The organism is Microbulbifer sp. SAOS-129_SWC (genome assembly GCF_039696035.1).
Classification (GTDB): Bacteria; Pseudomonadota; Gammaproteobacteria; order Pseudomonadales; family Cellvibrionaceae; genus Microbulbifer.
In genome coordinates, this window is record NZ_CP155567.1 from 1,077,646 (window position 1) to 1,097,289 (window position 19,644).

The following is a 19,644-nucleotide window of genomic DNA, read 5'->3' on the forward strand; positions in this document are numbered from 1 at the left end:
ATGGTACACCCAGTACTTTGCCTTCGAGTTGAAGTAAATGACTTCGTAAGAGGATATCGAGAGGGCGAGTTCGCTCAGTAAAGAAAACATTATGCGAAGGCGCTGATACCGATAGCTGTTTGCCAGACCTTATGAGGCATGGATGCCGATTAGAGCGTACAGGGATGTATACACAGCGTGTCTGGCAAACAGCTATCGGTAGCAGTGCCGCCACTGAACTACCAACAGTGCACTAAACAGGCAAGGGCGAACCGAAGTTCGCCCCAGAGCAGTCAGGATACCAGTGCGCCGTACAGTTACATCTTCTCCAGCACTTCGATACCCAGCAGATCCAGCCCACCGGCAATGGTGCGCGCTACCAGGTCGCAAAGCTGCAGACGGCTCTGTTTCTGTTCCTCGCTGACGCCCTCCTTCAGTACCGGGCAGGCTTCGTAGAAGGCCATATAGGCGCTTGCCAGGTCGTACAGGTAGGAACACAGCACGTGCGGGAAGGTGTCCTTCGCCACCTGGTCGAGGACCTCGCCGAACTGGCACAGTTTGATCGCCAGGGCGCGCTCTTCTTCGGTATCCAGTTTGATGTCGCCGTGCAGTTCGCTCGGTTCGATACCGGCGCGGCGGAAGATGCTGCGCACGCGGGTGTAGGCGTACTGCAGGTAGGGCGCGGTGTTGCCCTCGAAGCTCAGCATCGAATCCCAGTTGAAGGCATAGTCGTTGGTGCGGGTCTTGCTCAAGTCGGCGTATTTGACCGCACCGATACCCACCACGCGGCCGATCTGGGCGCATTCCCCGGCGCTCAGTCCCGGGTTCTTGTTGGCCACCAGTTGCTGTGCGCGCTCGATCGCTTCGTCCAGCAGTGCGGCCAGTTTCACGGTGCCACCGGTGCGGGTTTTGAACGGCTTGCCGTCGTCGCCCATCATGGTGCCGAAGGCGCAGTGCTCCAGGCTGGTGGCTTCCGGCAGGAAGCCGGCCTTGCGCGAGGCGGTGAAGGCCTGCTGCAGGTGCAGTGACTGGCGCGCGTCGACGACGTAAAGGATGCGGTCGGCGTGCAGCTGATTGGCGCGGTAGCGGATCGCCGCCAGGTCGGTGGTCGCGTACAGGTAACCGCCGCCTTTCTTCTGGATGATCATCGGGCTGGGGTTGCCCTCTTTATCCGCCATTTCCTCGAGGAACACGACGATCGCACCCTGGTCCTCCACCGCGATGCCGCGGTCGAGCAGCTCCTTGACCAGCACCGGCAGGTCGTCGTTGTACTGGCTCTCGCCGTAGACGTCGCTGCGCTTCAGGGTCACGTTCAGCTTGTCGTAGATCTCTTCGCTGTGGCTGATGGAGATATCGATAAACTGTTGCCACAGCTTCAGGCACTCGGGGTCGCCGCCCTGCAGTTTCACCACGTATTCACGCGCGCGGTCGGCGAAGCCGTCCTCGTCGTCGAAGCGGATCTTGGCCTCGCGGTAGAACTTCTCCAGGTCTGCCAGCGCCACTTCGGCGTCATTGTCCTGCAGCTTGTCGGACAGGTGCGCCAGCAGCATGCCGAACTGGGTGCCCCAGTCGCCCATATGGTTCTGGCGCGTGACCTTATGCCCCTGGAACTCCAGCAGGCGCGCCAGCGCGTCGCCGATGATGGTGGAGCGCAGGTGGCCGACGTGCATCTCCTTGGCCAGGTTGGGGTGGGAGTAGTCGATCACCACCGTCTGCGGTTCGGCCACCGGGTCTATACCCAGGCGCTCGCTCGCCTCGGCGGCTTTCAGCTCGGCGGCCAGCCAGGTCTCGCTCAAGTGAATGTTCAGGAAGCCGGGGCCGGCGATCTCCACCTTGTCGATCATGTCGCCCGTGTCCAGGTGCTCCAGGATCTTGGCCGCCAGCTCGCGCGGGTTGGTGCCCATGCGCTTGGCCGCGCCCATGGCGCCGTTGGCCTGGTAGTCGCCGAACCCCGCCTTCTTGGCCGGGGCCACGATCGGGCCGCAGTCTGCGGGAATGCCGGCGGCGAGCATGGCGGCCTGGAACTTGTCGGTGAGGAGCTGGCGAATATTCATAGGTGGGGGCTACTGCTGCTGTCTTAATCGTGTGGAATCGCGGGATTGTAATCCCCGGTGGCGGCTTTGCAACCGCCCGGTGGCCGGGACGGGGCCGCTGCCGGTGTTATCATGCGCCCAGATAAAGGAGGACTTGTGAGCGCAACGACACTCTATTGGCACGATTACGAGACCTGGGGCACGGATCCCGGCGCCGACAAACCATCGCAGTTCGCCGGCATCCGTACCGATGAAGACCTCAATATCGTCGGTGAACCGCTGATGGTCTACTGCCGTCCGGCCAGCGACTGCCTGCCGCAGCCGATGGCCAGCCTGGTCACCGGCATCAGCCCGCAGCAGGCACTGGCCGAGGGTGTGCCCGAGTTCGAGTTCATCCGCAAGATACTGGCGGAACTGGGTGCCCCGGGTACCTGTGGCGTCGGCTACAACAGCCTGCGCTTCGATGACGAGGTGACCCGCCACACCCTGTATCGCAACCTGCTCGACCCCTACGAGCGCGAGTGGCGCTCCGGTAACAGCCGCTGGGACATCATTGATATGGTGCGCCTGACCTACGCGCTGCGCCCGCAGGGTATCCAGTGGCCCGAGCGGCAGTCGGCCAGTGGCCAGACCGTGCCGTCGTTCCGCCTGGAGGAGCTGACCAGGGCCAACGGCATCGCCCACGAGGGCGCCCACGATGCGCTGTCCGACGTGCGCGCCACCATCGACATGGCGCGGCTGATACGCAGCAAGCAGCCGAAGCTGTACGACTATGTATTCCGCCTGCGGCGCAAGCAGGAGGCGGCCAAGCTGATCGACCTGCGCAGCCGCAAGCCGCTGCTGCACATCTCCGGCAAGGTACCGGCCAGCCAGGGACACTTGACCTATGTGCTGCCGCTGGCGGCCCACCCGGTCAACCGCAATGCCATCATCGCTGCCAACCTGGCGATGGACCCGCAGCCGATCCTCGATCTGGATGCCGACGCCCTGCGCGAGCGCCTCTACACCGCCCGCGACCAGCTCGGCGAAGGCGATCTGCCGGCGGGACTCAAATTGATTCACCTGAACAAGTGCCCGGTGCTGGCGCCGCCGAATATGCTCGACGATGCCCGCGCGGCGGAGCTGGGTATCGACAAGGGCGCCTGTGAGAGCAACTGGCAGCGACTGCGCGATGTGGACCTGACCCAGAAGCTGCACCGGGTATTCCTCGACAGCGAATTCCCGCCGCGCGACGTGGAAGCCAGTCTCTACGACGGCTTCCTCAACGACGCCGACCGCGACCTGTGCCGGGAGTTGCAGCGTGCCGTGGCCGAGCGCGGCCCGGAGGCGCTGGCCGGTGAGGTGCCGTTCGCCGACAAACGCCTGCCGGAACTGCTGTTCCGCCTGCGCGCGCGCAATTTCCCCGAGACCCTCAATGCCGCCGAGCGTGAGCGCTGGCAGGAATGGCGCTATCGCCGCCTGACCGATCCGGCCGCCGGTGCCAGTATTACCCTGGAGCCTTATTTCGAGCAGATCGCCGAGTTGCGCGAACAGTATCCGGATCGGGGGCAACTGCTCGACCAGCTGGAGGCCTGGGGCGACAGTTTGCTCGGCTGAGCCTCGAGCGCCGAGCCCCGGCTCGGCCGGCGGGCCTGTGGCCGGCGCGGGCGAACACAGGGTTCGCGCCTACGGAACCCTTTCGGTGGCCCTATCGGCTGCTGTGCCCAATAGGCGCCGTAAGCGCCACACAGTTCCGCAGGGTGCGTACGGCACACCCTACCGGGATTGCCCGCGCCCGAGTAGAATGCGCGCGCCAGAAACCCGCGCCCACAAGGCGCCACCAACGGAGCAGCAATGGACTTTATCGGAGCCAATATTCTTTCCGTCAGCCAGTTCGAGCGCGGTGATATCGACCGTATCTTCGCGGTGGCCGACACCATGGGCCCCTTCGCGCGGCGGGAAAAGGTCACCCGCGTGCTGGAGGGCGCTATTCTCGGCAATATGTTCCTCGAGCCGAGCACGCGCACGCGGCTCAGTTTTGGCGCTGCTTTCAACCTGCTCGGTGGTACCGTGCGCGAAACCGTGGGGGTGACCACTAGCTCCATGGCCAAGGGCGAGTCCCTGTACGACACCGCACGGGTGCTGTCCGGCTACAGCGACGTGATCTGCATGCGCCACCCGCAGGAGGGTTCCGTGGCCGAGTTTGCCGCTGCCAGCCGCGTGCCGGTGGTCAACGGCGGCGACGGCGCCAACGAGCACCCGACCCAGGCGCTGCTGGATCTGTATACCATCCGCCGCGAGCTCGAGGGCCACGGCCGCAACCTGGATGACTTCCGCATCGCCATGATCGGCGATCTCAAGCACGGCCGCACCGTGCATTCCCTGTGCAAGCTGCTGTGCCTGTTCCGCAATGTGCAGGTGGCGCTGGTGTCGCCGCCGGAGCTGGCGATGCCGGAAGCGGTGGTGGAGAAGCTGCGCGCCGCCGGTCATACGGTGACCGTGTCCGACCAGCTGGAGACCTCCATCGCCGATGTGGATATCGTCTACTCCACACGTATCCAGGAAGAGCGCTTCGCCTCGCAGGAGGAGGCCAATCTGTACCGCGGCCGCTTCCGCCTGAACCGCGAGATCTTTACCCGCTTCGCCCAGCCCAACACGGTGATCATGCACCCGCTGCCGCGCGACTCCCGTGCCGAGGCCAACGAGCTGGACACCGATCTGAACGAGCACCCGAGCCTCGCGATCTTCCGCCAGACCGACAATGGCCTGCTGGTGCGCATGGCGCTGTTTGCGATGCTGCTGGGGGTGGAGGACAAGGTCGACCAGTATTCCCACGAGGTGCGTTGGCACAGCCGCCGCCACCCGGCCTGATTTTTTTCTCCCTTCCGCGCCGACCCTATGCGGTCGGCGCCTTCCGCCGTCTTCAGTCCGCCATTTTCTGTTAGTCTGCTGGTATCGCCATCCCGCTTCCAGGATTGGAGCCATGCTGAACCGGATTTCAGACAACATGCGCGTGGCGGCGCTGATCGCGGCCCTGCTGTTGGTACCGTTAGTACCGTGGCCGGCAGCCCTGAGCGCCGCGCAGGATGCGCCGCAGCCCCATATCGCCCTGTTGTCGATCGACGGGGCCATCGGCCCCGCAACCACCGACTATCTGGAGCGGACCCTGGCGGAAGCCGGGACAAATGGCGCCCGCCTGGTTGTTATCCACATAGACACCCCCGGTGGGCTCGACGCCGCCACCCGCGACATCATCCAGCATATTCTCGCCGCCGAAGTGCCCGTTGCCACCTACGTGTATCCGTCCGGCGCCCGCGCCGCCAGTGCCGGCACCTATATTCTCTACGCCAGCCAGATTGCCGCCATGGCGCCCGCGACCACGCTCGGCGCCGCCACGCCGGTGCAGATTGGCGGCATGCCCGGTGCCGGCGAGCCACCGCCGGAGAAAAAAGCGGGGCAGGGCGATGAAGACAGCAAGAAAAGTCCCGCTAACAAACCCGCACCACAGTCCGGTTCGGGGTCGGCCATGGAGCGCAAGATCACCAATGATGCCGTCGCCTTCATTCGCGGTTTGGCCAAGCGCAACGGCCGCAACGCAGACTGGGCCGAGAGAGCCGTGCGTGAGGCCGCCACCCTGACCGCGGACGAGGCTTTGCAGCAGAACGTGATCGACCTGGTGGCGAAAAACGATGCCGACCTGCTGCGCCAGCTGGCCGGGCGCAAGGTGGCGCTGGAATCCGGCAGCGTGACACTGCCGACGGATCTGGCCGCACTGCCACTGCGCGCCTACGTGCCGGATTGGCGCAACAAGCTTCTGGCCCTGATTACCAATCCGCAGGTGGCCTATATTCTGTTGCTGATCGGGATTTATGGGCTCATTTTCGAAGGCTACAGCCCGGGCGCGCTGGTACCGGGCATTACCGGCGTCATCTGCCTGCTGCTGGCGCTTTACGCACTGCAGTTGCTGCCGATCAATTACGCCGGGCTGGCGCTGATCGTGGTCGGCGCGCTGTTGATCGTGGCGGAACTGTTTGTGCCCAGTTTCGGTGCCCTGGGCATTGGTGGCGTCATCGCGCTGGTGATCGGTTCGGTCATGCTGATCGACAGCGACGTGCCGGGCATGCAGATATCGAAGGGATTGATTGGCGCCATTGCCGGAGTCAGTGGCCTGGGCTTGCTGGGGCTGTTGTGGGCGGTGGGGCGCAGTCTGCGCAAGCCGCGTATCGCCAGCGACCAGGCGATGGTCGGGCGCACTGCGGTGGTGATGGAGTTGCAGGGCGACGACGTGCTGGTACACCTGGGCGGTGAGATCTGGCAGGCCCGTTGTGATCAGCGGGTACAACCGGGCGACCGGGTGAAGGTGATTGCCCAGGAAGGTTTGGCCCTGCGCATAACACCGGAATAATTCGCGGCGAGGAACAGGGAGAATAGGGATGATCAGTTACTTTACCGGATTGCTGCTGGCGGCCATTGCGCTGCTGATCATGTATGCCATCCGTATCTTGCGCGAGTACGAGCGGGCGGTGGTGTTTTTCCTCGGGCGCTTTCAGTCGGTCAAGGGTCCCGGGCTGATTATCATTATCCCGGTGATCCAGACCATGGAGCGGGTCGACCTGCGCACGGTGGTGATGGATGTGCCCAGCCAGGACGTCATCAGCCGCGACAACGTCTCGGTCAAGGTCAATGCAGTGGTCTACTACCGGGTGATCGATCCGCAGTCGGCGATCATCAATGTGGAGCATTACAACGAGGCGGTCAGCCAGCTGGCGCAGACCACCCTGCGTTCGGTGCTGGGCAAGCACGAGCTGGACGAGATGCTGTCCGAGCGCGACAAGCTCAACGTGGATATCCAGAAGATCCTGGACGAACAGACCGATGCCTGGGGGGTGAAGGTGACCAATGTCGAGATCAAGCATATCGATCTCGACGAGAGCATGATTCGCGCCATCGCCCGCCAGGCCGAAGCCGAGCGCGCGCGCCGCGCCAAGGTGATTCACGCTGAAGGCGAAGCGCAGGCCGCGACCAAACTCACCGAGGCCGCCGATACACTGTCGAAAAATTCCAATTCGATCACCCTGCGCTATATGCAGACACTGATCGATATCGCTGGCGAGAAAAACTCCACCATCGTTTTCCCGCTACCGCTGGACCTGATCCGGCCGATCATGAAAAAAGTGGCCGGGGAAGAGTCTTGACGGGAACAGTGCGGCGATGGAATTTGACCTGGAGCAGTTCAACAAGTCCTTCCTGTTGCTGCTGGTACTGCTCAACCCGTTTATTCTGAGCGTTTATCTGCTCGACCTGATTCGCGGGCTGGAACTCAAGGTCTTTTCCGGTCTGCTGTTGCGCGCCTTCCTGATCAGCCTGACCGTGTTCCTGCTGTTTGCCTGGTTTGGTGAAGTGATTTTTGACGATGTGCTGCAGGTGCGTTTTCTCGCTTTCCTGATTTTCGGCGGCATCACGTTTCTGATCATCGGTATCCGCCTGACGCTCGGTGTCGGACAGCCGATCCAGAGTATCAATCTGCACTCGCAGGAAGTGGCCGGCGCCATCGCGATGCCGTTTATCGTCGGCCCCGGCACCATCAGTGCCAGTGTGCTCGCCGGCAGTCGCCTCGGTGCCTTCGCGGGCTCCGCCGCCATTACGCTGGCGATCGGGTTGGCGCTGGCATCGCTGATCCTGCTGAAAATGCTCTACGACTGGGTGCAGACCCGCCACGAGCGCTATGTGCGCAAATATATCGAAGTGGCCGGGCGCATCACCGCGCTGTTCACCGGCTCCTTTGCCATCGACATGATCCTCAAGGGAATCGAGCGCTGGCTGGCGCTGTTGCAACAGTAGCGGCCTGTCCCTGTGCCGCGGTGTCCTGCTGACTCAGTCGTTGGTGGCGAGCAGTTGCTGCAGCAGGTTGCGGGTTGAACCGTCCCAGTCTTCCGGCACTTCGCCGCCGATCGCGGCGTGAATGCCCGCGCCCAGCAGCTTGCCCAGTTCGACGCCCCACTGGTCGAACGGATTGATACCCAGCAGGCAGCCGCCGACGAATACCTTGTGTTCGTACAGTGCCAGCAGCGCGCCCAGATGTTGCGGATCGAGTTTTTCCACAATCAGCGTGTTGCTGGGGCGGTTGCCCGGAACCACCTTGTGCGGGGCCAGGGCGTGGACCTCGCGGTGGGTGTGGCCCTGCTGCTCCAGCTCTTCGCGCGCCTCGTGCAGGGTCTTGCCGCGCAACAGCGCCTGGCTCTGGCTGATGCAGCAGGCCAGCAGCCACTGGTGCTGCTCCACCAGCTTCGATGTGGGCTGCTTTACTGCGATAAAGTCCGCCGGGATCAGGTCGGTACCCTGGTGCAGCAGCTGGTGGAAGGAGTGCTGGCCATTGCTGCCCTCGGTACCCCAGATCACGCTGCCGGTGGGGTAGTCCACTGGCTGGCCATCGCGCGCTGCGCTCTTGCCGAGGCTTTCCATATCCAGTTGCTGCAGCCAGGCGGGAAATTTGGCCAGGCGCTGGGCGTAGGGCAGAACCACTTGGCTGGAAGCACCCCAGCACTGCCGGTACCAGAAGTGCAGCAGTGCCATCAGCACCGGCATGTTGTCGGCCAGTGGTGCGCTGGCGAAATGCCGGTCCATGTCGTTGGCGCCGGCGAGTAACTGCGCGTAGGTATCGTAACCGCAGGCCAGCGCGATGGGCAGGCCGATCGCGGACCAAAGAGAGTAGCGCCCGCCAACCCAGTCCCACATCGGGAAGATATTTTCCGCGGCAATACCAAAATCCTGTGCGGCGACGATATTGCTGCTCACCGCGACAAAGTGTTTTGCCAGGTCTTTGTCACTGCAACCGGCTTCGAGCATCCACTGGCGCGCGGAGAGGGCATTCTGACGGGTTTCCAGCGTGGAGAACGACTTGGAGGCGACGATGAACAGGGTGTTTTCCGCCGGCAGTGCGGCGAGGGTATCGCTGAGGTCGGCACCGTCGATATTGGCGACGAAGTGCACGCGGATATCGTCGCGCTGCCAGGGGCGCAGTGCCTCTACCACCATGCGCGGGCCCAGGTCGGAGCCGCCGATACCGATATTCACGATATGGTGGATCGGCTTGCCGGTGAAGCCGTGCCAGCTGCCGCTGTGGATCTGTTCGCAGAAGCGGCGCATCTGCCCGCGGCAGGCCGCCACCGCCTGCTCGTGCTCGTTGCGCGGTTCCCCCTGGAAACGCAGCGCCGTGTGCAGGGCCGGGCGGTGTTCGGTGTTATTGATATTGGCGCCGGCGAACAGGTCGGCGATCTGCTGTGACAGATCGATTTCCGCGGCGTATTCCAGCAGCAGTTGCAGGGTGTCGTCGCGCAGGTGGTTCTTGCTGTAGTCCAGCTGCAGCCCGGCGGCGGCAGTACTGAATTGTACGGCGCGGTCCGCCTGGGTGGCGAAGAGTTCACGCAGGGACCACTTGTGTTGCTGTTGGTGCGCCTGCAGGCGGGCGATGGCGCTGACGGCCAGGGATTCGCTTGTCATAACGATTTGTATTTTATTGCTGTTGCGGTGGAGTGAAGGGGCTGTCGGCCGCGGATGTTTACCCGATGCGCCGCTTACCGGGAATAGATGCTAGCGGGAAATGCGCGCCGGAACCAGTGTCGCGGTTTGATGGAAAGGAATGAGGGCGCTGTGGAATCCGGGACGGGGAGGGATAAAGACTGAAGTTTTACCGGCCGGACAAGCAAATGCCGCTTCGAAAAGCGGCATTGCTAGTCCTGCCTGAGAGCGGTGTTACTTGACCACTTTCATGCAGCGCACGTCGTCTGACGCCATCCAGCAATCCGCATCTGCGGGACAGGCCATAGACATAGGAATTTGTTCAGAGCCCGGTGGGCAGGATGCCGGCATCGGTGGCGCTGAACAGCAACCTGCCAAAACCAGTGCACTGATAATTCCGATTAAGTACTTGGCTGGAGTGAAATTCATCCCCTAACTCCTTTCCGTTGATGTTAGCCATTAGCATAGCCAATAAAACGTCACCTGTTTGGTTAGCTTTGTAAAATGATTTTCTACAAAGGTACCGCCCAATGGAGTGTAATAGGCACGCGGTTTAAATAGCTGCCAGCCGACAAGTCTGGATAAATGCCGCGCCAGTTTGGCGCCGGCCAATACCTAAATTGAAGGGTATTTACGCCAAACTGCGCTGCATACCATTGCGGGGCACCACGGAATTTTTTTTTAAAAACAGCCTGAAAAAAATCGGGCGATGGCAATGCCGGTATTTTTCCGCCCGATCGCGTCAGTGGGTGGTGTTTCGCGAATACGTCGGGCGTCGCAGCAAGGATAGACATCGGTGCCACAATTGCCCGTAGCGGATCGGAGTGGATCAGTGCGGCGGGTTGGGTCCGTGCAGGAAATGGCCGAACGCGCGCGCCAGAATTTCCGGGCGTGCCGGATCGCGCAGCGCGTCGAGTAACGCCGCGCGTACCGCGGGCAGGAACATCAGGTCGCTGAGCAGCAGGTTGAACGTGTCCTGGCTCTGGTGCTCCGCCATCGCGGCCAGCCACGCGGCGGCGATGTCGCCGTGCTCCAGGTCGCTGCTGCAGCGGCTGCCGATCGCCGCGATGACTTCGCTATTGCTGGCGGCTTCACCCTGCAGCAGCCGCGTGAGGAAGCGCCGGCGCAATTCTGCCGCCGGCGCCAGGGAGAGGCCGCGCACCGCGGCCGCGGTAATGGCGCTGTCACCGGGGGCGGCGTCGGCGCGATCGATAATACGCCCGGCCAGCTCCGCGTCGATGGCCTCGCTCTCCAGGCACTGGCACAGGCCGATAAAGACCGGCGGCGCCAATTGTTCGAGGGTGTCGCACAGCAGGCTTTGATGTTCCTTCCAGCGCACGGCCAGGTCAGCGATCCCCTGTACGGCCAGTTGATCCCAGCGGTGTGACTGTGGCGCGCGACAGTATTCGAGCACGGCGTCGAAATGTTCGCTGGGCGGGCGCTGCAGCAATTGCGCCACCCGCGCATGAAAAGTGGCCTGTCGCTCCGGCGCCGGCGTGTAGGCGATGCCGCTTTCCTGCAGGGCGCTGTGCAGGCGCTCGCCCAGCTCGGCGCCGTCGCCGTGGCCGAGTTTGTCGATCAGCAGGTGTACGAAGGCATCGCGTACCGCCAGCTGCAGCTTGCCCTGTTCATCCAGTGGCAGGCGCAGAAACCACACCACCGGTTCGCCGCCGGCGCGCGGTTCCAGCAGCAGCCCGGTCCACGCCTGGCGCAGGTAGGGGTGCGGCCAGGGCGCGCGCCCGGCCTCGAATGCGGTGGCGTCGGCGCTGGCAACCGATTGCACGCGCCGGCCCAGGTCGAACCAGTGCAGGTTGAAATCGGCCGCGGCGATCAGGCCGGCGAGGCTACCGCTGTCTTGCATCGGGGCGCTCCGTCAATCGGCTGCCTTGGCGGACAGCGGCATCTGTTTGAAGTGGAACCAGCCGTAGGCAATGGCCAGCAGCGGGCAGATCAGGTTGAACAGCGCGTAGGGCGCGTAGTGCCAGGTGGCTATGCCCAGGGTGCCGCTCATAAAGGCACCGCAGGTGTTCCACGGAATCAGCACCGAGGTGATGGTGCCGGAGTCTTCCAGTGAGCGCGACAGGTTCAGCCCGTGCAGGCCCATGTCGGCAAAGGCTTCGCGGAACATGCGGCCGGGGATGATGATGGCCATGTACTGGTCGCCGGCGGCGGCATTCATGCCGAAGCAGGTGAGTACGGTGGTGGTCACCAGGGCGCCGACCGTTTTCACCCGCGACAGCGCCCAGTTGACGATGCGCTCGAGGAAGCCGGCTTTCTCCATCGCGCCGCCGAAGGCCATGGCGGAGATAATCAGCCAGATGGTGTTGAGCATGCTGCTCATACCGCCTTTGGACAGCAGTTCGGCCACATTCTCGTTGCTCGATGTGGATTTATAGCCGTCGAACAGGCTGTACCAGCCGCCCTTCAATACGGACAGGGCGCCGTCGCCGCCACCGAGCCGGCGCGCGGCATCGGTCTCGAATATCATGCCGATGGCGACGCCCGCCAGTGCGCCGATGATCAGTGTGGGGTAGGCCGGCATCTTGCGCCAGGCCATGGCGAGAAGCAGAACCAGTGGCAGCAGGCTGACCAGGGAGATATGAAATTCCCCCTGCAGCGCGCCGAGCAGGATGTCGATATCCGCGGACTGGGTCTCTGCGACCTGGGTGTTCAGGCCGATGATGGAGAAAATCACCACGGCCAGGGTGAAGGCCGGGATGGTGGTCCACAGCATATGGCGGATGTGCTGGAACAGATTGTTGGAGGTGACCGCTGCGGCCAGGTTGGTGGTGTCAGACAGCGGCGACATCTTGTCACCGAAATAGGCGCCGGAGATGACGGCCCCGGCGGTGATTTCCGGGGACAGCTGTAGCGCCTGGGCGATACCGATCAGCGCCACGCCGAGGGTGCCGGCGGTGGTCCAGCTGGAGCCGATGCTGAGGCCGACTACGGCGCAGATCAGGCAGCTGGCGGCGTAGAACCACTGCGGCGAGAGGATCTGCACGCCGTAATAGATCATTGATGGCACGGTGCCGGCGAGAATCCAGCTGCCGATCAGCGCGCCCACGGCGAGCAGGATCAGGATGGCGCCAAACACCAGGCTGATGCCGTGCAGCATGCCGCCTTCCATCTCGTTCCAGGTGTAGCCGTTTTTCATCCCCACCAGCGCGGCCACGCCGGCGCACAGCAGCAGGGCGATCTGGTTGGGGCCGTAGGAGGAATCGGCGCCGAAAAACTGTACCGATGCCCACAGCAGGACAATCAGCAGCAGCAGGGGGGTCAGGGCGTCGCCCAGACTGGGCTTGCGGACATCGGGGTTGGTACTGGTCTGACTCAAGGTGCACTCCTGGTCTGCTCCGCGATCCGGGCGCGGCCCGGTGGCGGTTTTCATTATCGTTGTGGTCGCGCCGTCTTTGGCGTCAAAGCTGGCTATTCTCCCGGCTGGCGCCACCGGTGTCTACCGGGACAGCGCGCGCGGTCACAGTTTGTGGCCAACCGGGCGGTCGGCCGCGGCGCTGGTAGTTCGGCGGCGCTTCCGGTATGTTCTGCGCCGGTCCGGCGCGCCAGCAGCACGCGGACATTCATCCGTTGTCCACAATAAGAAGAGGCCGCCGCGCAGTGTGCGGCGGGCAGGTAGTGATTTCATGAGAGCAAGTGAGTTGGATCCGGCCCAGTTCGAGGACATCCGCCCCTATCGCGACGACGAGGCGCGGGCGGTACTCGACCGGCTGATTGCCGATCCCGAGATGTCCCATGCGGCCGCCCACTTCCTGGTGCCCAAACTGGCCAAGCTGGAGGGGCCGATCGCCTGGCTGGTGCGGCAGTTCCTGCGCTTCGAGTTTCGCCGCGCGAAGAATATTCGCGGCGTGCAGGAAGTCGTGGCCAAGTACATGGACCTGGTGTTGCGACGCACCACCAGCGAATTCACCATTTCCGGTCTGGATACCCTGCCCAGGGACCGCGCCTGCCTGTTTGTCAGCAACCACCGGGATATCGCCATGGATCCGGCGCTGGCCATTCTCAGCATGTTCAAGGAAGGTCATGAGACCTCCCGTATCGCCATCGGCGACAACCTGCTGACCAAGCAGTTTGCCACCGACATCATGAAGTTGAACAAGAGCTTCGTGGTCAAGCGCAACGCCGGCAGTCGCCGCGAGAAGCTGCAGGCCGCCACCCAGCTGTCCAATTATATCTACCACTCGGTGGTCAACGACAACGAGCATGTATGGATTGCCCAGCGTTCCGGGCGCGCCAAAGACGGGTTGGACCGCACCAACCCGGCGCTGGCGGCGATGTTCGCGATGACCAAGGACAAGGAAACCCCGTTTGCGGACTTCTGGCGCAAGTTGCATATAGTGCCGCTGTCGATCTCCTACGAGTGGGATCCCTGCGACGCGAAGAAAGCCAAGCAGCTGTACTTCGAGGAACACAAGGAGTACCGCAAGGGCAAGCACGAGGACCTGGGGGCCATCGCCAAGGGCATCACCGGCTTCAAGGGACATGTGCACACCGCTTTCGGCACGCCCATCGAGGGGGATTTCAACGATGCCACCAGCCTGGCCGAGGAGATCGACCGCCAGGTGATTGGCAACTACGTGCTGCACCCGACCAACCTGATCGCCTACCAGATGCTCTACGGTGAGGCGCCGCAACTGCCGGTGGGCTACCCGGCGAAGCCCTGGCACCCCGACGAGCACGCCGACACCCGCGCCAAGTTCATCGAGCGCATGGACAACATCGACGAGCGCTGGCGCGACAAAGCCATCCAGGGCTACGCCAACCCGGTGGTGTCCAGGCTCGCCTACGAGAACTAGTGACCCCGCCAAGCGGGTGGGGCGCAGGGACGCGCCTCGTGAATGCGAAATGGGCTCTGTGGGCTGATTTCCGTTATCATTCCGCATTCCAACCCTATCACTCCGCATCAGAATCTCCCGCGTGTTAAACGACGATCACAAGAAAGCCATCCAGACCGCCTACAGCCAGTTCCTCGCCGGCCGTGACCTCAAGGCCCGCTACGGGCAGAAACTGATGGTGGCGGCCATTGCGCGCACCCTCGGCGGTATCGTCCAGAACGGTGCCGGCGAGCGCGACGTGGGCAAGAGCGACGGCGAGCATATCTGCGTGGTGGAGGCCGGCACCGGCACCGGTAAAACGGTGGCCTACCTGCTCGCCGCCATCCCGCTGGCCCAGGCCCAGGACAAGAAGCTGGTGGTATCGACCGCGACGGTGGCGCTGCAGGAGCAGATCGTGCACAAGGACCTGCCGGAAGTGGCGCGTCACAGCGGTCTCAAATTCGAATTCAGCCTGGCCAAGGGCCGCGGCCGCTACCTGTGCCTGTCGAAGCTGGACCAGCTGCTGTCGGGCCTGACCGACAGCGGCGCCGGCTTCAGCCTCGGCCTCTATGCGGACGAGCAGCCGCAGGTGGACGAGAGCGGGGCCAAACTGTACCGGGATATGGCCGACCAGCTCGCCACCGGCAGCTGGGATGGCGATCGTGACAACTGGCCCGAGACCATCGAGGTGGCGGACTGGAGCCGCGTGACCACTGATCACCGCCAGTGCAGCGGGCGCCGCTGTCCGCATGTGACCAACTGCAGCTTCTTCCGCGCCCGCGAGCGCCTCGGCAAGACTGAAGTGATCGTCGCCAACCACGACCTGCTGCTGGCCGACCTGGCCCTCGGCGGCGGCGCCATCCTGCCGCCGCCGGAAGAGACGATCTACGTCCTCGACGAGGCCCACCACCTGCCGGACAAGGCGCTCAATCACTTCGCCCATCACAGCCGCGTCGGTGCTTCCACCGGCTGGCTCGACCAGGCCAACAAGAATCTGGGGCAGATGTTGGGGGAAATCGGCGACGGCGCCGAGCTGGATCGCGGCGGCGAGGAACTGCCGGCACTGCTGACTTCGGCCAAGCAGGGCCTGGAGCAGATGTGGCCGCTGATCGAAGAGCAGTGCGAGTTCGAGGACGAGCGTGGCAATAGCTCTTCACCAGGCCGCAGCGCTCGCCACCGCTTCGAGGGCGGCGTGGTGCCGGAGTCGATGATGCAGCTGGCGGAAAAGCTGCGCGAGGATTTCGACGAGCTGGAAGCGGTGCTCGGCAAGATGCTGCAGAGGGCACAGAAACTGCTGGAAGACCCGCATTCGCCCGTGCCGGCGGTAGACCTCGAGCGCTGGTACCCGCAGCTGGGCAGCTGGTACGGCCGCGCCGAGGCCAACCTGCAGCTGTGGGCCAATTACGCCCGCGAGGACGCCGCCGGCGCGCTGCCACAGGCGCGCTGGGTGACGCTGGTGGACTGGGGCGGCTCCACCGATTTCGAGGTGTGCAGCTCGCCGATCCTGGCCGGCAAGACCCTTGAATACAGCCTCTGGCGCCGCTGTTTCGGCGCCGTGCTGACCTCCGCCACGCTCACCGCGCTGGGCAAATTCGATCGCCTGAAGATGCGCGCCGGCACCCCGGACAACGCCAGCTACCAGGTGGTGCCCAGCCCGTTCGACTTCTCCCGCGCCACGCTGCAGGTACCCGCTGCGGCGGTGGATGCCGGGCGCGCCGACGAGCACACCGATGCGGTAATCGACACCCTGCCGCAACTGCTCGATGGCGACGGCGGCGCGCTGGTGCTGTTCTCTTCGCGCCGGCAGATGGAGACGGTGTACGAATCCCTGCCCGGCACCTGGCGCAACCGCATCGTGATGCAGGGGCAGAAATCCCGTCAGCAGCTGCTGGAGATTCACCGTGAGACAGTTGACGGTGGCGGCCGCAGCGTGCTGTTCGGTCTCGCCAGTTTCGCCGAGGGGCTCGACCTGCCCGGCGACTACTGTCGCCACGTGGTCATCGCCAAACTGCCGTTCTCGGTGCCGGATGATCCGATCGAGGCGGCACTGGCGGAGTGGATCGAGGCCAAGGGCGGCAACCCGTTTATGCAGATAGCGGTGCCCGACGCGGCGCTGAAACTGGTGCAGGCCTGCGGGCGCCTGCTGCGCACCGAGGGCGACAGCGGTACCGTGACCCTGCTGGACCGGCGTATCGTCACGCGCCGCTATGGCCGCGCGATCCTCGATTCACTGCCGCCGTTCAGTCGCAGAATTGAGTAAAGTGAGTGTTATGAATCCGATATACGACGACGTCGCCACCCTGCTGCTGAAGCTGGAAACGGAACTGCGCCGGCTGCAGCTGTGGCAGGACGAGGTGCCGCCGGCCGAGGCGCTGGCGAGTACCGAACCCTTCTGCGTGGACACCCTGTCGCTGCCGCAGTGGCTGCAGTTCGTGTTTCTGCCGCGCATGATCGAGCTGCTCGAGGGGGCGCGACCGCTGCCCACCGCGTGCGGCATCGCGCCCATCGCCGAGGAGTATTTCCGCGGCGGCGACTACACCGCCGGTGAGCTGATCCAGCTGCTGGAGGAAATCGACGCGCGCTTGCAGCGCGGCTGACAAACCGGGCTAACCCAATCGCTCTGCCACCAGCCGCTCGGCCCTGCCCCAGTCCACCTGGTCGGCGCTGTCGATGTCCGCGGCCAGTTCGGACAGTATTCCCCTGTTGATCTCGCCCCTGCGCTGCGCCTCGGCGTAGGGCAGCCGGTGGAACATCACCATCGAGTAGCGCGGCGTAAAGCGCTCGGGGAAGCGCTTTTCCAGCTCAAAGCCGATGGCCTTCTTGAGGATGAACTTGGGGTCGCGCACCGAGTCGCGCATTTCGGTGTAGTTCTCCAGCGCCATATCGGCGATGGCGTTGGCATCGGGAATGCGCGCGGCACTGTAGTCGGCAAAGATCTTGTGCCAGTTGCCGGGTTCGCGCTGCATCAGTTCGTTCAGCAGTGCACAGTCCTCGAAGCCGCAATTCATGCCCTGGCCGTGGAAGGGCACCAGCGCATGGGCGGCGTCGCCGATCAGGATCGCGCGCTCATCCAGGTTCCAGGGGGCACAGCGCACCGTGCCCAGGTGGCCGGTGGGATTGTCGAAGAAATCCTGCAGCAGGTTGGGAATCAGCGGCATCACCTTGGGGAAGAACTGGCGGAAAAACGCCTTTACCGCCTCCGCCGTGGTCAGTGTGGCGAAGCTCGGGCCGTCCGCCGCGGACGCCGGCAGGAACAGGGTAACGGTGAAGCTGCCGTCCAGATTGGGCAGGGCGATCAGCATAAAGCCGCCGCGCGGCCAGATATGCAGCGCGTGCTTCTCCAGCTGGAAACTGCCGTGTGCGCCCGCGGGAATTTCCAGTTCCTTGTACTGGTGACCCAGTGGCTCCACGGTTTCCTGCCAGGCCCCCTTTCCGAGTGCCGCGCCGAGCAGCGCGCGGCTGCGCGAACCGGCCCCGTCGGCACCGATAAAACGGCCGAATGTCACGGTTCTCTGTTCTCCGCTGTCGCCGTTGGTGAAAGTCGCGCGCTTGCCAGCGAAATCGATGGTGCGCAGCGCCTGGCTAAAGTGAACCTTCACTTTGCCGCTCTCCTCGGCGGCGTCCAGCAACAGGGCATTCAGGCCACCGCGGGACACGGAGTAGATGACCTCTTCCGGTTTCTGGCCATAGGGCTGCAGGGTGGCACCGCCATCGCCGTCGTGCACCATGCGCCCACGCATCGGAATCAGCAGGCGCGATACCCGCTCCATCAGTCCCAGTTGTTCCAGTGCGTGAATGCCGCGGTTGGCCAGTGCCAGGTTAATGGAGCGGCCGGCGGAAATATCGTGCCGGCGCAGGTCGGCGCGCTGTTCGAATATTTCCACCTCAAAGCCCTGGCGGGCGAAGAAGCATGCGGCCATGGCGCCGACCAGGCCGCCGCCGGCGATTACGATTTTTTCAGTCATCGAAAAACCCCGTCTACTATTCGTTGCAGGCCGCGGCCAGTATTTCCACGAAGCGGTGGACGTCCTCGAAGCTGTTGTACAGCGGCACCGGTGCGATGCGAATCACGTTCGGTTCGCGCCAGTCGCAGGTCACGCCGTGGTCTTCCAGGCGCTGGTGCACCGCGCGCCCGCTCAGGTGTCGGGCATCGCAGCACAGCGACAGCTGGCAGCCGCGCTGCTGTGGGTCGAGCGGTGTGATGATGTTGATAAATTCGCTGGCGTGCTGTTCGAGCAGGAACTGCAGGTAGGCGGTCAGCTTTTCCGACTTCTCGCGCAGTGGCACCATGCCGCCGGCCTCCTGGAAAATATCCAGTGAGGCGCGGATCGCTGCCAGCGACAGGATTGGCGGATTGGAAAGCTGCCAGCCCTCGGCGGTGGGAATGGGCTGGAAACGGTTTTCCATGCGGAAACGGCTCTCTTTGTCGTGACCCCACCAGCCGGCAAAGCGCGGCAGCGCGGTATTGCTGGCATGGCGGCGGTGCACGAAGCAGCCACCCACGGCGCCGGGGCCGGAATTCAGGTATTTGTACGAACACCAGCAGGCGAAGTCCACCTGCCAGTCGTGCAGTTGCAGCGGTACATTCCCCACTGCGTGCGCGAGGTCGAAACCGACGGTGATGCCGCGCGCCTGCGCCGACCGGGTAATGTCCGCGATATTCCACCACTGCCCGGTGTAATACTGCACCCCCGGCAGCAGCATCAGCGCGATGCTGTCGCCCTGTTCACGGATCAGCGCGTCGATATCCTCGCGGCGCACCAGCTCCTCGCCCTCGCGCGGTTTCAGCAGCAGCATGCCCTCGGCGGGATCTATGCCGTGAAAGCGCAGCTGGCTCTCCACCGCGTAGTGATCGGAGGGGAAGGCGTGATCCTCGATAACAATCTTGAAGCGCTCGCTGGTCGGCTGGTAGAAGGTCACCATCATCAGGTGCAGGTTGGTGGTGAGGGAGTTCATCACCACCACCTCGTCGGCGCCGGCGCCGACCAGGGCCGCGGAGGATTCGGCCAGGAATTCGTGGTAGGGCATCCATGGATGCTCGCCGGAAAAGTGGCCCTTCACGCCCAGCGCCGCCCATTTGTCGAGCTCCTCGGTGACAGTGTCGCGTGCGCGTTTGGGCTGCAGTCCCAGCGAGTTGCCGCACAGGTAGATTTCCGCACTGCCGTCGCTGCGCCGGGGAAAGTTGAACGCATTGCGGAAGCGCGCCAGCGGGTCGTCCCGGTCCAATTGCCTGGCGAATGCCAGGCCGGTTTCGAATTGCATACTGCTGAACTCTCTATAGGCTCTATTGTTATTGTGCGAAC

Annotated in this window: 14 protein-coding genes; 8 read left to right on the forward strand and 6 right to left on the reverse strand. The window is 63.8% G+C overall.

The genetic code is table 11. The features are described 5' to 3' along the window. Positions 1–296: 296 nt before the first annotated feature. Entirely contained in the window at positions 297–2,033 is a 1,737-nt protein-coding gene (gene argS, locus ABDK11_RS04535; protein WP_346839114.1) for an arginine--tRNA ligase, read from the reverse strand. Between the two features lie 135 nt (positions 2,034–2,168). Here argS and sbcB point away from each other — a divergent pair, with 135 nt between their 5' ends. From sbcB to ABDK11_RS04560, 5 genes are all read left to right on the forward strand, one after another. Beyond that, entirely contained in the window at positions 2,169–3,608 is a 1,440-nt protein-coding gene (gene sbcB / locus ABDK11_RS04540; protein WP_346839115.1) for an exodeoxyribonuclease I, read from the forward strand. A gap of 237 nt (positions 3,609–3,845) precedes the next feature. Then, a complete protein-coding gene (locus ABDK11_RS04545) occupies positions 3,846–4,862 on the forward strand; it encodes an aspartate carbamoyltransferase (protein ID WP_346839116.1) in 1,017 nt (338 codons plus the stop codon). 112 nt (positions 4,863–4,974) lie between these two features. Next, positions 4,975–6,396, forward strand: coding sequence for a nodulation protein NfeD (locus ABDK11_RS04550; protein ID WP_346839117.1), 1,422 nt, complete (start codon positions 4,975–4,977; stop codon positions 6,394–6,396). A gap of 28 nt (positions 6,397–6,424) precedes the next feature. Continuing rightward, positions 6,425–7,186, forward strand: a complete 762-nt coding sequence (locus tag ABDK11_RS04555; protein WP_346839118.1) for a slipin family protein — start codon at positions 6,425–6,427, stop codon at positions 7,184–7,186. A 16-nt stretch (positions 7,187–7,202) separates the two neighbouring features. Then, the gene (locus ABDK11_RS04560; protein ID WP_346839119.1) at positions 7,203–7,832 is read left to right on the forward strand and encodes a MarC family protein; all 630 of its coding nucleotides are present in this window, start codon (positions 7,203–7,205) and stop codon (positions 7,830–7,832) included. A 33-nt stretch (positions 7,833–7,865) separates the two neighbouring features. On the opposite strand, the gene pgi is transcribed toward ABDK11_RS04560, so the two are convergent. From pgi to nhaC, 3 genes are all read right to left on the reverse strand, one after another. Next, positions 7,866–9,491 carry a glucose-6-phosphate isomerase gene (pgi, locus tag ABDK11_RS04565; protein WP_346839120.1) on the reverse strand — a complete coding sequence of 542 codons (1,626 nt, stop codon included), beginning with the start codon at positions 9,489–9,491 and terminating at the stop codon, positions 7,866–7,868. 847 nt (positions 9,492–10,338) lie between these two features. Further along, entirely contained in the window at positions 10,339–11,370 is a 1,032-nt protein-coding gene (locus tag ABDK11_RS04570) for a DUF3549 family protein (RefSeq protein WP_346839121.1), read from the reverse strand. A gap of 12 nt (positions 11,371–11,382) precedes the next feature. After that, a complete protein-coding gene (nhaC, locus tag ABDK11_RS04575; RefSeq protein ID WP_346839122.1) occupies positions 11,383–12,846 on the reverse strand; it encodes a Na+/H+ antiporter NhaC in 1,464 nt (487 codons plus the stop codon). A gap of 307 nt (positions 12,847–13,153) precedes the next feature. Between nhaC and ABDK11_RS04580 the strand changes: the two genes are divergently transcribed. From ABDK11_RS04580 to ABDK11_RS04590, 3 genes are all read left to right on the forward strand, one after another. Continuing rightward, the gene (locus ABDK11_RS04580; RefSeq protein WP_346839123.1) at positions 13,154–14,323 is read left to right on the forward strand and encodes a 1-acyl-sn-glycerol-3-phosphate acyltransferase; all 1,170 of its coding nucleotides are present in this window, start codon (positions 13,154–13,156) and stop codon (positions 14,321–14,323) included. A gap of 121 nt (positions 14,324–14,444) precedes the next feature. Next, positions 14,445–16,601: an ATP-dependent DNA helicase DinG gene (dinG, locus tag ABDK11_RS04585; RefSeq protein ID WP_346839124.1), complete on the forward strand. Its 2,157-nt coding sequence runs from the start codon at positions 14,445–14,447 to the stop codon at positions 16,599–16,601. Positions 16,602–16,611: 10 nt separating this feature from the next. Next, positions 16,612–16,938, forward strand: a complete 327-nt coding sequence (locus ABDK11_RS04590; RefSeq protein WP_346839125.1) for a YqcC family protein — start codon at positions 16,612–16,614, stop codon at positions 16,936–16,938. A 9-nt stretch (positions 16,939–16,947) separates the two neighbouring features. On the opposite strand, the gene ABDK11_RS04595 is transcribed toward ABDK11_RS04590, so the two are convergent. Continuing rightward, positions 16,948–18,306, reverse strand: a complete 1,359-nt coding sequence (locus ABDK11_RS04595) for an NAD(P)/FAD-dependent oxidoreductase (RefSeq protein ID WP_346839126.1) — start codon at positions 18,304–18,306, stop codon at positions 16,948–16,950. A gap of 16 nt (positions 18,307–18,322) precedes the next feature. Then, positions 18,323–19,603 (reverse strand): kynureninase, encoded by a 1,281-nt coding sequence (gene kynU, locus ABDK11_RS04600; protein ID WP_346839127.1) that lies wholly within the window; start codon positions 19,601–19,603, stop codon positions 18,323–18,325. Between the last annotated feature and the right edge of the window lie 41 nt (positions 19,604–19,644).

Coding starts and splice junctions, on each gene's coding strand:
- argS (WP_346839114.1), bottom strand. CDS start 2,033: ATGAATATTCGCCAGCTCCTCACCGACAAGTTCCAGGCCGCCATGCTC.
- ABDK11_RS04545 (WP_346839116.1), top strand. CDS start 3,846: ATGGACTTTATCGGAGCCAATATTCTTTCCGTCAGCCAGTTCGAGCGC.
- ABDK11_RS04550 (WP_346839117.1), top strand. CDS start 4,975: ATGCTGAACCGGATTTCAGACAACATGCGCGTGGCGGCGCTGATCGCG.
- ABDK11_RS04555 (WP_346839118.1), top strand. CDS start 6,425: ATGATCAGTTACTTTACCGGATTGCTGCTGGCGGCCATTGCGCTGCTG.
- ABDK11_RS04560 (WP_346839119.1), top strand. CDS start 7,203: ATGGAATTTGACCTGGAGCAGTTCAACAAGTCCTTCCTGTTGCTGCTG.
- pgi (WP_346839120.1), bottom strand. CDS start 9,491: ATGACAAGCGAATCCCTGGCCGTCAGCGCCATCGCCCGCCTGCAGGCG.
- ABDK11_RS04570 (WP_346839121.1), bottom strand. CDS start 11,370: ATGCAAGACAGCGGTAGCCTCGCCGGCCTGATCGCCGCGGCCGATTTC.
- ABDK11_RS04580 (WP_346839123.1), top strand. CDS start 13,154: ATGAGAGCAAGTGAGTTGGATCCGGCCCAGTTCGAGGACATCCGCCCC.
- ABDK11_RS04590 (WP_346839125.1), top strand. CDS start 16,612: ATGAATCCGATATACGACGACGTCGCCACCCTGCTGCTGAAGCTGGAA.
- ABDK11_RS04595 (WP_346839126.1), bottom strand. CDS start 18,306: ATGACTGAAAAAATCGTAATCGCCGGCGGCGGCCTGGTCGGCGCCATG.
- kynU (WP_346839127.1), bottom strand. CDS start 19,603: ATGCAATTCGAAACCGGCCTGGCATTCGCCAGGCAATTGGACCGGGAC.